Source organism: Actinoplanes philippinensis (genome assembly GCF_900113015.1).
In the GTDB taxonomy this organism is placed as follows: Bacteria; Actinomycetota; Actinomycetes; order Mycobacteriales; family Micromonosporaceae; genus Actinoplanes; species Actinoplanes philippinensis.
This window is the reverse complement of the sequence record NZ_FONV01000007.1, coordinates 434,909-448,718: the sequence shown is the minus strand read 5'-3', so window position 1 is coordinate 448,718 and position 13,810 is coordinate 434,909. Positions and strand designations below refer to the sequence as shown.

Below are 13,810 nucleotides of genomic sequence, written 5' to 3'. Positions count from 1 at the left end.
CGGGAGCCGGCCGGGATCAGGAGTTCAGGCGGCTCAGGAGGGAGGCGGCGCGGGTGGGGTCGCCGGACTCGGTGGCGGCCTCGGCGTCGGCGATCGCCGACTGCCAGCCGTCCGGCACCGCACCGGCGGCCACCCGCTCGCCGGCCGTGGAGCGGGCGTCCGTAGCGGCGGCGACCCGGTCGACGGCCGTGGCGAGGGCGTCCGTCGCGCCGGGGCGCAGGCCCCAGCCGTACGGATAGAGCGGCTGATAGGTCCTGTCGCCGACGTTGACCGGCACCTGATCGGCGGCGGCCGGCCACGACACCGGCAGCCGTCCGGTGAACGGTTTCGCGCCGAAGAGCACGTCGGCGACCCCGCCGCCCTCGCTGCCCGGCAGCCACGAGGCGACGAGCGCGTCGATCCCGCCGAGCTGCTCGGTGATCACCTGCGGCCGGCCGGAGACGATCAGGACGACACACCGGTCCACCGCCCGGCAGACCCGGTCGACGACCGCCCGGTCGCCCGGCTGGAGGGTGAGCGACTTGGGTTCCCGCTGCCGGTCGGTGCCCCGGGTCCAGGGCACGCTGCCGACGTCGCCGAACCCCTCGGCGTAGGGAGTCTCGCCGACCACGACGACGCCGACGTCCGAGGCGGCGGCCGGGGCGGACCCGTCGGCGCTGTAGGTGACCCGCGAGGTCATCGATCGGAGGCCGTCGAGGATGGTGGTCCCGGGGATGACGTCGCCGTCGCGACCCTGCCAGTCGACGGTCCACCCGCCGGACTGCATGCCGATGTCGTCGGCGGCCCGCCCGGCCACGTAGATCCGGGTGTCGCGGGGCAGCGGCAGCAGGTTCCCGGTGTTCTTCAGCAGCACCTGGGACGCGGCGACGGCTTCGCGGCCGAGGTCCCGGTGGGCGGTGGTCCCGATCGGCCCGGCGACGGGGTACGGGTTCTCGAAGAGCCCGAGCTCGAACTTGACCCGCAGGATCCGCGTGACGGCGTCGTCGATCCGGGACATCGGCACCCGCCCGGCCAGCACTTCGGCACGGAGCCGGTCCTGGAAGAGAGGGGCGGTGGACGGCTCCATGAACATGTCGACGCCCGCCGCCACGCCGGCCCGGACCTGCTCGGCGCTGGGCTCGTCGCCGGCGCCCGAGGGCAGTTGGTGGATGGCCTCCCAGTCGCTGATCACGAACCCGTCGAAGCCGAGCCGCTCCTTGAGGGTCCCGGTGATCAGCTCCCGGTTCGCGTGCATCTTCACCGCGTCGCCGGCGCCGTCCTCGGTCCAGTCGACGCTGGAGAACGACGGCATGACGCTGCGCACCCGGTGCCCGCTGACGGCCGCGGCGTACGGCGCGAGGTCGATCCGGTCGAAGTCGGCCCGGCTGGTGACGGTCACCCCCTGGTCGACGGCGTAGCCGCTGTCCCCGGTGCCGTTCTCGGTGTCGCCGTCGGCGGCGAAGTGCTTGACGGTGGCGATCACCCCGTTGCGCTGGAGCCCGTCCACGGCGCCGCCACCGAGCCGGGTGACCAGGGCCGGGTCCTCGCCGAAGCTCTCGTAGGAACGGCCCCACCGCTCGTCGCGGGTCACGCACACGCACGGCGCGAAGTCCCACGTGATGCCGGTGGCCAGCATCTCCCGGGCGGTGGCGGCGTACACCCGCTCGACCAGGGCGGGGTCCCGGGCCGCGCCGAGGCCGATGTTGTGCGGGAAGACGGTGGCGCCGGGCACGCTGCCGTGGCCGTGGACCGCGTCGATGCCGTACAGCAGCGGGATCCTCAGCGGGGTGGCGAGGGCCGCGTCCTGGAGCCGGCGGACCAGGGCGGCCCACGCCTCCGGGGTGTTCGGGTCCGGCGCCGATCCGCCGCCGGACAGCACCGACCCGAGTCGCCGGCGGGTGACCAGGTCCGGATCGTCGGTGACCTCGGCGCGTTCGGCCTGGGTCATCTGCCCGATCTTGTCGTCCAGGGTCATCCGGGACAGCAGGTCGGCGACCCGGCGTTCCACCGGCTGTGTGGCGTCCCGGTAGACGACCGGCGGTGACGTGCCGGCGGACACCGGGACCACCGCCACGGTGAGCGCCGCGACAGCGCCCAGCGCGGCCAGGCGGAAGTGCTGTCGCATGTCGTGCTCCTCGGGATGATCGGGGTTCTCCGCCAGGGAGAACGCGCGAGTCGGGGGTGGCGATATGCGGTTCTCGCCCCGGCCCGGAGCGGGCTGGCGCATGCTGGAACGACGGACTTCTCCACGGAGCTGACATGGCCGTATTGCTGATCGCTGAGGACGACGAGGACATCGCCCTGGTACTGGTCAGGGTGTTCAAGCGAACCGGAATGACCGTGCTGCGCGCATCGGACGGCCGGGCGGCGTTCGACGCGATCCTCGAGCACCGGCCGGACCTCGTGCTCACCGATCTCGGCATGCCGGTGATGGACGGCTGGGAGTTGATCGAGGCGATCCGTAATCACCCGGACGACGATGTCCGGCTCATCCCGGTTGCTGTGCTCAGCGGGCACCTGCGGCCCGGCGATCCGCGGGCCGGCTCGGCGCGGGTCTGCGCCATCATGCTCAAACCGTGCCCCAACGACCAGCTGCTCGCAACCATGGAGGAGCTGATCAGCATCGGGCCGCACGACCACGACGCGGCCGACAAGCGCTGTCCGGCGGACGTGCCCGTCTCCGTATGAAAAATGCCGAACAGGGTACGGCGGTGAGGCAGCCCGTGACCCACGGGCCTCGCTGAACAGGATCGGGCGGGTCATGGTGGTGCTGGACGAGGCCGCGGCTGCGCTGGGCAACGGGGCCTTCCTCGGCGCCCTGCTGCAGAGCATGGACGCCGGGGTGCTCGCCTGTGACGCCGACGGGCGGGTGGTCTTCGCGAACCGGGCGATGCGCGAGATCGTCGGCATCGACACGGACGGCCCGCTCCCGCCCGACTTCGAGGACCGGGCCTTCCGGCACCTGACCACCCCCGACCGGCGGCCGATGACCCCCGCCGAGAACCCGCTGCTGCGCGCCCTGCACGGCGAGCACGTGATCTCCGAGGACATCCTGGTCAGCCGCCCCGGTCACCGGGTCCGGATCTTCGACACCAGCGCGCAGCCGATCCCCGGGCCGGCCGGGACGCCGCTCGGCGCGGTCGCCGTCGCCCACGAGGTCACCGCGCTGCGCCGGGTCGAACGGTTCCGTAACTGCCACATCGCCGTCGAGTACGTGCTCAAGCACTCGGCCGGCGCGGCCGAGGCGGCGCCGAGCGTGCTGCGCGCCGTCACCACCACGCTCGGCTGGCCCTGCGCGGAGCTGTTCCTCATCGACGAGGCCACCGGACGGCTGCAGCCGGCCGGGCACTGGGACTCGGCCGGCCTCGACCCGGAGGACTTCTTCGGCCACACCCCGGAGTTCGGGCAGGGCATCACCGGGCGGGTCTGGGAGTGCGGCCGCCCGATCTGGGTGCCGGACATCGCGCTCAGCTCCAGCCGGCGGACCGCGTACGAGCGTGAGCGGGTGAAGATCTGCCTGCGCCACGGCGTACGGACCGCGCTGGCCGTGCCGGTCCGCGACGGCGGCACCCTGCTCGGTGTGCTCACCTGTTACGCCGGCACCCAGGAGTACGAGCCGGACCTGCTCACCGTGCTGCTCGACGGGGTGGCCGCCCAGATCGGCGTCTTCGTCGCGCAGCGTCGCGCCGAGGAGTTGTCGCGTCAGCTGGCCCGCGTTCAAGGTGACTTCGTGAACCTGGTCGGGCACGAGCTGCGTACCCCGCTGACCTCGATCACCGCCAACGCCACCCTGCTCGCCGAGGAGAGCGCCGGGCTCGATCCGGAGATCCGCGAGATGGCCCGGGTGATCGCCCGCAACGCCGAGTCGCTGCAGCGGATCGCCGACACCCTGCTCGACCTGGCCGGCCTCGACTCCGGCCACGTCGGGCTCGACCTGCACGACGTCGACCTGGCCTCGCTGGTCGCCGACGCGGTGACGTCCCTGCGGCGCGGCGGCGGCCGGCTCACCCTGGTCACCGAGGTGCCGGCGGTGCTGTGGCTGCCCGGCGACGCGGTCCGGCTGCGGCAGGTCGTCGACGACGTGCTGCTGAATGCGGTGCGCTACAGCCCGCCCGGCTCACCGGTCCACGTCCGGCTGCGCCAGGCCGGTCCGGTGGCCGAGCTGTGCGTCGCGGACAGCGGCATCGGCACGCCGGCGGGCGAGCACACCCGGGTCTTCGACCGGTTCTTCCGCGGCAGCAACGTGCGCCACCAGGGCAGCGCCGGCAGCGGACTGGGCCTGAGCCTGGCCCGCGCGGTGGTGCTGCTGCACGGCGGAACGATCAAGCTGTCCGACAACCGGCCGTCCGGCACGATCGTCTGCATCCGCCTGCCGCTCGCCGGCCCGCCGGGCTGACCGGCCGCCGGCTCACCGGCCCGCCGGACTGACGGGCCGGGCTGACGGGCCGGGCTGACGGGCCGGGCTGACGGGCCGGGCTGACGGGTGGCAGGGGCTGACCGGCCGGCCGTTCGCCGGGCCGGCGGTTTCAGGTCTCAGGCCGCCCGGCGGCGGTCGAGGGCGTCGAGCAGGGCGGTGGCCCGCAGGCCCGCGTTGATGCCGAGCCAGCGGGCCGGCTCCGGCTCCCAGCGGCGCGAGCGATGCCCGACCCAGGGCAGGCGGGTCAGGTCGCTGTTCACCCCGAGGATCAGATCAGCGAGGGTACGCCCGGCGAGGTTGGCCGCCGCGACACCGTCGCCCACGTAGCCCCCGGCCCAGGCGATGCCGTCGCGCAGGCCGACCGACGGCATCCAGTCCCGCGCGATGCCGAGCGGCCCACCCCAGCGGTAGGCGATCGGCGGGTCGATCCCGAACAGCTCGGTGATCGTCGCCCGCAGCGCCTCGAACACCTCGGGGACCAGGTCGTACTCCGGGCGGACCTTGGAGCCGAAGTGGTACGGGGCGCCGCGCCCGCCGAACGCCAGCCGGTCGTCGGCGGTCCGCTGACCGTAGATGACCAGCCGCCGCTCGTCGGTGAACGTCTCCCGCCGGGCCAGGCCCACGCGCTGCCAGAACTCCCCGGGCAGCGGCTCGGTGACGATCATCAGGGAGTAGATCGGGGCGATGTCACGGCGGTGCCCCGGCAGTTCGGCGGTGTAACCCTCCAGTGCCCGCACGATCGTGGGCGCGTGGACCGTACCCCGCATGGTGTTGATCTGTCCGGTTTTGATCTGCTCGGCCCGGGTGCCCTCGTGGATGGTGACGCCGAGCCGCTCGACGGCGCCGGCGAGGCCGCGGACCAGTTTCGCCGGGTGCAGGGCGGCGCAGTGCTCGCTGTAGACGCCGCCGAGCACGTCGGTGGCGTGGCACATGGCCCGCGCCGTCGCCGCGTCGACGAAACCCGGGTCGCGGCGGGCGCGGCGCAGCTGGGCCGGGCTGCGGACCAGCGAGAGCGTGCCGCCCTTGGCGTAGTCGCAGTCGATGCCCTCGGCCTCGGCGACCCGGCCGACCTCGTCGACGGCGCCGGCGAGCGCCCGGTGCATGGCGGCCGCCGCGTCCGGCCCGGACCGCCGGGCGAGTCTGGCCTCGGAGACCGGGAAGAGGCCGGAGGCCCAGCCGCCGTTGCGGCCGGACGCGCCGAACCCGCAGTACTCCGCGTCGAGGATCACGATCCGCCGCGACGGGTCGGCCTTGGCCAGGTAGTACGCGGTCCACAGGCCCGTGTACCCACCGCCGGCGATGGCCACGTCGGCGTCGAGGTCACCGGCGAGCGGCGGGCGCTTCTCGATCGGGCCCAGACTGTCGAGCCAGAAGGAGGGGCTTGTCATGTGGTTACCGTGTTCCCCAGGCGTAGGTCTGTTTGGCGAGCCGCAGATACATGAAGGTGTCGGCCTCGGTGACGCCCTCGATGGTGCGCACCTTCTCGTTGAGGATGTCGAGCAGGTGCTCGTCGTCGGTGCAGACCAGCTCGACGAGCAGGTCGTAGCGCCCGGCGCAGATCACCACGTAGTCGACCTCGGGGATCTCGGCGATCCGGTCGGCGATCGTCCGCAGGTTGCCGTTGACCCGCAGCCCGACCATCGCCTGCCGGGCGAAGCCCAGCGTCAGCGGGTCGGTGACCGCCACGATCTGCATCAGCCCGTTGTCCAGGAGCCGTTGCACGCGCTGGCGCACCGCGGCCTCGGAGAGACCGATCGTCTTGGCCAGCGTGGCGTACGACATGCGGCCGTCACGCTGCAGATGCTCGATGATCAGTTTGTTCGTATCGTCCAGCGTCACGTCCGTCACGCCGCGATTCTTCCCTGGAACGCTTGACGTCAGCAAAGGGGTCGCCCGTCAGGTGAGCAGAGCGGCGCGGAGGATGTCGAGTCCGCGGCGCAGATCCTCGTCCGGAATGACCAGCGGCGGCAGGAAACGCAGCACGTTGCCGTAGGTGCCGCAGGTCAGCGTGAGCAGCCCGGCCTCGTGGCAGGCCTTCGACACGGCCGCGGTGCGGGTCGCGTCGGGTTCGATCGTTCCGGGGATCACGAACTCCATGGCGATCATCGCCCCACGGCCACGCACCTCGGCGACACCCGGATCGAGGTCGGCGAGCGCCGCCTTGATGGTGTCGCCGATGCGCCGGGCCGCGGCGTTCAGGTCCAGCTCGCGCATGGTCTCGATGGCGGCGAGGGCGGCCGCGCAGGCCACCGGGTTGCCGCCGTACGTGCCGCCCAGCCCACCGGCGTGCACCGCGTCCATCAGATCGGCCCGCCCGACGACACCGGCGATCGGCAGCCCGCCGCCCATGCCCTTGGCCGTGGTGATCAGATCCGGCTCCAGGCCCTCGTCCTCGGAGGCGAACCACTGCCCGGTACGCGCGAACCCGGTCTGGATCTCGTCGGCGATGAAGACCGCCCCGTTCGCCTTCGCCCACGCCGCGACGGCCGGCAGGAAGCCCGGCGCCGGCACCACGAAACCGCCCTCGCCCTGGATCGGCTCGATCAGCACGGCGGCCACGTTCGACCCGCCGACCTGCTTCTCGATCACGTCGATCGCGCGGCGGGCGGCTTCCGGACCGGTCAGTCCGCCGTCGCGCAGCGGGTACGACATCGGCGCCCGGTAGACCTCCGGGGCGAACGGGCCGAACCGGTGCTTGTACGGCATGTTCTTGGCGGTCAGCGCCATCGTCAGGTTGGTCCGGCCGTGGTAGGCGTGGTCGAACACGACGACGGCCGGCCGCCCGGTCGCGTGCCGGGCGATCTTGACGGCATTTTCCACCGCCTCGGCGCCCGAGTTGAACAGCGCGGCCCGCTTCTCGAAGCTCCCCGGCGTCAGGTCGATCAGCTGCTCGCAGACCGTCACGTACGACTCGTAGGGGGCCACCATGAAACAGGTGTGGGTGAACCGCTCGACCTGCGCGCGGACCGCCTCGACCACCCGCGGGGCGGCGTTGCCCACGTTGGTGACCGCGATCCCGGACGCGAAGTCGATCCACTCCCGGCCGTCGACGTCGGTGAGGGTGCCACCTCCGGCCGAGGCGACGTAGCTCGGGATCACCGACCCGACACCCTTGGCGACGGCCGCGAGCCGCCGCTTGTGCAACTCCTCCGAGCTGGTCACGGTCAGGCCCCCACGTTGTGCATGACGTGCTTGATGCGGGTGTAGTCCTCGAACCCGTACACCGACAGGTCCTTGCCGTGCCCGGAGTGCTTGAACCCGCCGTGCGGCATCTCGGCGACCAGCGGGATGTGGCAGTTGACCCAGACGCAGCCGAAGTCGAGCCGCTGCGTCATCCGCATGGCCCGGCCGTGGTCCTTCGTCCACACGCTGGAGGCCAGGGCGTACTCGACGCCGTTGGCGTAGGCGACCGCCTCGTCCTCGTCACCGAACTTCTGCACGGTGATGACCGGGCCGAAGACCTCGTTCTGGATGATCTCGTCGTCCTGCCGCAGCCCGGAGACGACCGTGGGGGAGTAGAAGAAGCCCCGGTCGCCGACCCGCGAGCCACCGGCCTGCAGCACGGCGTGGTCCGGCAGCCGGTCGATGAAACCGGCCACCCGCTCCAGCTGCGAGGCGTTGTTGACCGGGCCGTAGAGCACGTCCTCCTGGTCCGGGGCGCCGGTCCTGGTCTGGCGGGCCTGCTCGGCGAGGGCGGCCACGAAGTCGTCGTGGACGCCGGCCGAGGCCAGCACGCGGGTGGCGGCGGTGCAGTCCTGCCCGGCGTTGAAGTAGCCGGCCTCGGCGATCGACGCGGCGGCCGCCTCCACGTCGGCGTCGTCGAAGACCACGACCGGGGCCTTGCCGCCCAGCTCCAGGTGGGTGCGCTTGAGGTCGGCGGCGGCGCTGCCGGCCACCTCCATGCCGGCCCGGACCGAGCCGGTGATCGACACCATCTGCGGAGTCCGGTGGGTGACCAGGGCGCGGCCGGTGTCGCGGTCGCCGAGGACCACGTTGAACAGACCGGCCGGCAGGAACTCGGCGGCGATCTCGGCCAGCAGCACGCTGGTGACCGGGGTGGTGTCGGAGGGCTTGAGCACCACGGCGTTGCCCGCGGCCAGCGCCGGCGCGATCTTCCACATCGCCATCAGCAGCGGATAGTTCCACGGGGTGACCTGCGCGCAGACGCCGATCGGCTCGCGGCGCACGTAGCTCTCGAAGCCGTTCATGTACTGCCCGGCCGAGCGGCCCTCCAGCACCCGGGCGGCGCCCGCGAAGAACCGCAGGTGGTCGATGGCCGGCGGCAGCTCCTCGCTGGCGGTCAGGCCGAGCGGCTTGCCGGTGTTCTTCGACTCGGCGGCGACCAGCTCGTCGGCGCGCGCCTCGATGGCGTCGGCGAACTTCAGCAGAGCCCGCTGCCGCTCGCCGGGGGTGGTGTCGCGCCACTGCTGGAACGCGGCGGAGGCGGCGGTCATGGCCCGGTCGACGTCCTCGGACCCGGAGACCGGCGCCGAGGCGAACACCTCACCGGTGGACGGGTCGATGAGATCGGAGTACCGCCCCTCGACGGGCGCGACGGCTTCGCCCCCGATGAGATTGTGCAGTACCGTCTTCGCGGTCATCCGGCGCCTCCAGCTGTGGTATCAGCGAATTCGGCCCCATCTTTTCTGCTGAATCCGTTGCGAACAAGAGTTCACGGCAATATTTCCGTAGGATCCGGGACCGGTAACGAACCTGCCATGGAACGGTGACACACCGGTCGTCATCCGTGACGGCGAACGGCGAGAACCGCGACGTCGTCGGAGGGCGACGCGTCGGCGGCGTCCGACATGACGGTAGCGCAGACCACCTCCGGTGTGTCGGCCCGAACCGTCGCGACCAGCCGGTCCAGCCCGGTGTCGATCACCTCGCCGCGCCGCTCCACCAGCCCGTCGGTGTAGCACAGCAGCAGCGCGCCCGGCACCGGCGCGACGGTGGTGCTGCGCCGCGGCCGGACCGGGTGCGGCACCCCGAGCGGCGGGTCCACCGGCACCGCGGCCAGCCGGCCGCCCCGTCCGGTTCGGCCAGCACCGGGCACGGGTGCCCGGCCGTGGAGATCACCGCCCGGTCCCGGCCCGGACTGATCATCGCGTAGAGGGCGGTGGTGAGGCTGCCGCCGCCGATCCCGGTGGCGTGGCCCGGAACATACCGCGCGGCCAGGTCGACGCTAGGCACCGACGGCAGGCGGGCCGGCAGCAGGCTGCGCTGCAGCGCCAGGATCGGCACGCCCAGCAGCGAGCGGATGCCCTTCGCCGTCAGGATCGGGTTGACCACGTCGCCGGGCCGGACGTCGACGAGCCGGACCGCGGTGCGGGCCGCCGCGATCCGGCCGGCGAACCCGCGCCCCACCGCCACCCGGAACCCGGCCCGCACCTCCTCCTTCAGGCCTTGGCCGCGGTCGCGACCAGGTGCCCGGAGTGGTCGTCCAGCAGCAGGATCGCCGCGGTGTCCACATGCAGCAGGTCACGTCGGGGCACGGTCTCAGCCTAGTGTTCCGGCAGCACCTCCACCGGTGTGGTGATGACCCGTCCGGGCCCCGCCGGGCGGACCGGCCCGGTCAGCTCGACGGTCGCCGCACAGGGCAGGTCGCCGGCCGACGTGCCGGCGAGAACCCGCAGCTCACCGGGCTCGACGATACGTTTCAAATCACGGCCGGTGAAAGCCGTACGGTCGGTGTGCACCCGGAAGACGACGTCCGCCGCGGCGCCGGCGGCCAGCTCCACCCGCTGGAAGCCGGCCAGCTGAATGACCGGACGGGTGACCTGGGCGACCGGGTCCGACAGGTACAGCTGCACCACCTCGGCGCCGTCCCGGCCACCGGTGTTGCGCACCCGTACCGTCGCGGTGAACTCGCCGTCGGTCGGCACCCGGGTGTCCGACAGGCGCAGGTCGCCGACCTCGAACGTGGTGTACGACCGGCCGTGCCCGAACGCGAACAGCGGCGTCGGGTCCAGGTTGCTGGTGCCGGTGTGCACCGCGCCGAGCCGGGGCTGCAGGTAGGTGCCGGGCTGGCCACCCGGGGTCCGCGGGATCTGCACCGGCAGCTTGCCGCTGGGCTGCACCCGGCCGGAGAGCACGCCGGCGATCGCCGGGCCGCCCTCCTCACCCGGCATGAACGCCTGCACCAGGGCGGCGGCCCGGTCGGCGAACTCGCCCAGCGCGTACGGCCGGCCGGAGACCACGACCACCACCACCGGAGTGCCGGTCGCGAGAAGCGCTTCGACGAGGTCCGCCTGGACGCCGGGCAGCCGCAGGTCGGCGGCGTCGCAGCCCTCGCCCGAGGTGCCCTTGCCGAACAGGCCGGCCAGGTCGCCGACGAACGCCAGGCACACGTCGGCGTCCCGGGCGGCGTCCACCGCCTCGGCGAACCCGGACCGGTCGTCGCCGTCGACGGCGCAGCCCCGGGCGTACGCGAACGTGGCGTCGGCGAACTCGGCCCGCAACGACTCGGCCGCGGTCGGCAGCGCGATCTCCGGCTCGACGCCCGGATAGCGGGGGAGCACGTGGTTGGCGAAGGCGTAACAGCCCAGGAAGGTACGGGCGTCGTCGGCGCACGGGCCGACCACCGCGATCCGCCCCGTGCCGGACAGCGGCAGCGCGTCACCCGGGTCGAGCAGCACGATCGACCGCTCGGCCACCTCGCGGGCCAGCTCCCGGTTGGCCGCGGAGTCCAGCACCACCTGTCCCGACGTGGCCACCGAGGCCTCCGGGGTCCACTCCGGATCGAGCAGGCCCAGCTCGGCCTTCTGGGTCAGGACCCGGCGGGCGGCGCGTTCCACGTACGACTCGTCCAGCTCGCCGGACCGGACCCGGGCGACCATCTCGGCGCCGTAGCCGATGGTGTCCGGCAGCTCCACGTCGATGCCGGCCTCCAGCGCGCGCGCCCCGGCGCCGCCGTCGTCGGCCGCGATGCCGTGCATGCTCGCCAGGAACGGCACCGCCCAGTAGTCCGAGACGACCGTGCCGGTGAAGCCCCACTCGTCCCGCAGCAGGTCGGTGAGCAGCCAGGAGTCGGCGCCGGCGGGCACCCCGTCGACGTCGGAGTACGAGTTCATCACCGATCCGGCGCCGTCGCGGACGGCGGCCTCGAACGGTGGGAGGATCATGTCGAGCAGCTCCCGACGGCCCATCGGCACCGGGCCGTGGTTGCGGGCGCCGCGGGAGGCGGAGTAACCGGCGAAGTGCTTGAGCGTGGCCAGGACCCCGGAACTCTGCAGACCGCGGACGTACGCCGACCCCACCCGCCCGACCAGGTAGGGGTCCTCGCCGATGGACTCCTCCACCCGGCCCCACCGGTAGTCGCGGACCACGTCGAGGACCGGGGCGAGCGCCTGGTGCACCCCGAGCGCCGCCATGTCCCGCCCGATCGCCGCGGCCATCCGCTCGATCAGCTCGGGGTCGAACGTGGCGCCCCAGTTGATCGCGGACGGATAGACCGACGCGCCGTGCATGGTGAACCCGGTGAGGCACTCCTCGTGCACCATCGCCGGGATCCCGAGCCGCGACGAGGCCATCACGATCCGCTGCTGGCGGACGAGCTCGGCGGTACCCTCAGCGACGGTGATGGGGTAGCTGCCGTAGATCCGGGTGAGCTGGCCGAGACCGTGCCGGCTGGCGTCCTCAAGCGCGGGGCCCCCGCTGAACTCGCTCTCCATCGGGGCGACCGAGTGCTCGTGCTCCGGCTCGGGTCCGGCCGGGCCGGTGGCGCCCTTGTCCTTGCCGATCCACCGGCTGCCGAGCTGGGCCACCTTCTCCTCGAGCGTCATCGCGGCGAGCAGTGCCTCGACCCGCTCGGGAACCGGCAGCGCCGGATCTTGCCAGGGATGTGTTGTCAACGAAACCTCCGAAACTTTCGGTGCCGTCAAGCGGCGGGCCGGCGGGCCGCGGCGAACGGTGACGCGCCCGGCGGCGTTGCTAACTCTCGCGCTCCGGGCACGGTTAGGGCAAGAGTCTTGACACTCGTCACGGCGAAACCCTACGTTAACGAAACCTCGCGTTAATTTGCAGCTGTCACTCGAAACTTTCGGCAGTGGTTCCGCTCCTAATTTGCGTCAGACAACGGAGATCAGCGTGAAGCGCAGGAATTTCTTGACCCTCGGCGCCGGCGCCGCCGCCAGTGCCGCGCTCGCCGCCTGTGGCACGTCCGGTCCGGCCGGTGGCGGTGGCACCGCCAAGGCGGGCGAAGCGTCCTACTGGTTCCTCAGCGGCCCGCCCGGTGAGTCGGTCCGCACCGGGGCCGTGGAGCGGTTCAACAAGGCCAACCCGAACTCCCCGATCAAGCCCACGGCGTTCCAGAACGACGCCTACAAGGACAAGCTCAAGACCGCGCTGGGCGCCGGGCAGCCGCCGACGATCATCTGGGGCTGGGGCGGCGGCGGTCTGAAGAGCTACGTCGACGGCGGCCAGGTCGAGGACCTCACCGACTGGTTCGGGCAGAACGCCGCGGTCAAGGACCGGCTCTTCCCGGCCTCCTTCGGGCCGGCCACGATCAACGGCAAGATCTACGCGATGCCGGCCGAGACCGTGCAGCCGATCGTGCTCTTCTACAACAAGCAGGTCTTCGCCGACAACAACCTCACCCCGCCGCAGTCGTGGGGCGAGATCATGGACCTGGTGCCGAAGTTCAACGCCAAGGGCATCGCGCCGTTCTCCCTCGGCGGGCAGTCCCGCTGGACCAACATGATGTGGCTGGAGTTCCTCTTCGACCGCATCGGCGGCCCGTCGGTCTTCGGTGACGTCTTCGAGGGCAAGGCCAACGCCTGGAGCAACCCGCTCGCCATCGACGCGCTCACCAAGATCCAGGACCTGATCAAGGCGGACGGCTTCGTCAAGGGCTTCTCCTCGATCACCGCCGACTCCAACGCCGACCAGGCCCTGCTCTACAAGGGCAAGGCGGCCATGATGCTGCACGGCAGCTGGTCGTACGGCATCATCCAGGCCCAGGGCGGCTCGTTCATCAAGGACGGCAAGCTGGGCTACATGAACTTCCCGGGCGTCGACGGCGGCAAGGGCGACCCGAACGACACCGTCGGCAACGCCGGCCAGTACCTGTCGATCTCCTCCAAGGCCTCGGCCGAGCAGAAGGACATCGCCAAGAAGTTCTTCACCAGCCTGCTCGACGACACCGAGCAGTCCGACTGGATCAAGACCGGCGGTGTGCCGATCATCAAGGGCGCCGACGCCAAGCTCGCCTCCTCGCCGGACGCCGACTTCCTCAAGTTCGTCTACGGTGTGGCCAGCAACGCCAAGGTGTTCGCCCAGTCGTGGGACCAGGCGCTCAGCCCGACCGCCGCGGAGACCCTGCTGTCCAACATCTCGAAGCTGTTCACCCAGTCGATCGGTCCGCAGCAGTTCGCCGACAACATGAACGCGGTCATCGGGAAATGACGATAGCTC

General features: G+C 72.0%; 11 protein-coding genes. 3 read left to right on the top strand and 8 right to left on the bottom strand.

Annotated elements, in window-relative coordinates:
* Positions 1-16: 16 nt before the first annotated feature.
* The gene (locus BM290_RS20705; RefSeq protein WP_093616472.1) at positions 17-2,104 is read right to left on the bottom strand and encodes a glycoside hydrolase family 3 protein; all 2,088 of its coding nucleotides are present in this window, start codon (positions 2,102-2,104) and stop codon (positions 17-19) included.
* A gap of 134 nt (positions 2,105-2,238) precedes the next feature.
* On the opposite strand from BM290_RS20705, the gene BM290_RS20700 reads away from it, so the two are divergent.
* Positions 2,239-2,667, top strand: coding sequence for a response regulator (locus tag BM290_RS20700; protein WP_093616470.1), 429 nt, complete (start codon positions 2,239-2,241; stop codon positions 2,665-2,667).
* A 73-nt stretch (positions 2,668-2,740) separates the two neighbouring features.
* Complete coding sequence (locus tag BM290_RS20695) at positions 2,741-4,375, top strand: ATP-binding protein (RefSeq protein ID WP_093616468.1); 1,635 nt, start codon at positions 2,741-2,743, stop codon at positions 4,373-4,375.
* Between the two features lie 137 nt (positions 4,376-4,512).
* Here the strand turns inward: BM290_RS20695 and BM290_RS20690 are convergent, their stop codons facing one another.
* The 7 genes from BM290_RS20690 to BM290_RS20665 form a co-directional block, all read right to left on the bottom strand.
* Complete coding sequence (locus BM290_RS20690; protein ID WP_093616466.1) at positions 4,513-5,784, bottom strand: NAD(P)/FAD-dependent oxidoreductase; 1,272 nt, start codon at positions 5,782-5,784, stop codon at positions 4,513-4,515.
* Between the two features lie 4 nt (positions 5,785-5,788).
* On the bottom strand, positions 5,789-6,244 hold the full coding sequence (locus BM290_RS20685; protein WP_093616464.1) for an Lrp/AsnC family transcriptional regulator: 456 nt from the start codon (positions 6,242-6,244) through the stop codon (positions 5,789-5,791).
* A 48-nt stretch (positions 6,245-6,292) separates the two neighbouring features.
* Positions 6,293-7,558, bottom strand: a complete 1,266-nt coding sequence (gene gabT / locus BM290_RS20680; RefSeq protein ID WP_093616462.1) for a 4-aminobutyrate--2-oxoglutarate transaminase — start codon at positions 7,556-7,558, stop codon at positions 6,293-6,295.
* A gap of 2 nt (positions 7,559-7,560) precedes the next feature.
* Complete coding sequence (locus tag BM290_RS20675) at positions 7,561-8,997, bottom strand: gamma-aminobutyraldehyde dehydrogenase (RefSeq protein WP_093616460.1); 1,437 nt, start codon at positions 8,995-8,997, stop codon at positions 7,561-7,563.
* A gap of 140 nt (positions 8,998-9,137) precedes the next feature.
* Entirely contained in the window at positions 9,138-9,383 is a 246-nt protein-coding gene (locus BM290_RS49890) for a SpoIIE family protein phosphatase (protein ID WP_239143622.1), read from the bottom strand.
* Complete coding sequence (locus tag BM290_RS20670) at positions 9,278-9,787, bottom strand: serine/threonine-protein phosphatase (protein ID WP_239143624.1); 510 nt, start codon at positions 9,785-9,787, stop codon at positions 9,278-9,280. The genes BM290_RS49890 and BM290_RS20670 overlap by 106 nt, the downstream gene beginning before the upstream one ends.
* Positions 9,788-9,900: 113 nt before the next feature.
* Positions 9,901-12,249, bottom strand: a complete 2,349-nt coding sequence (locus BM290_RS20665) for a glycoside hydrolase family 3 N-terminal domain-containing protein (protein ID WP_239143619.1) — start codon at positions 12,247-12,249, stop codon at positions 9,901-9,903.
* 235 nt (positions 12,250-12,484) lie between these two features.
* On the opposite strand from BM290_RS20665, the gene BM290_RS20660 reads away from it, so the two are divergent.
* The gene (locus BM290_RS20660) at positions 12,485-13,801 is read left to right on the top strand and encodes an extracellular solute-binding protein (RefSeq protein ID WP_093616456.1); all 1,317 of its coding nucleotides are present in this window, start codon (positions 12,485-12,487) and stop codon (positions 13,799-13,801) included.
* Positions 13,802-13,810: the final 9 nt, after the last annotated feature.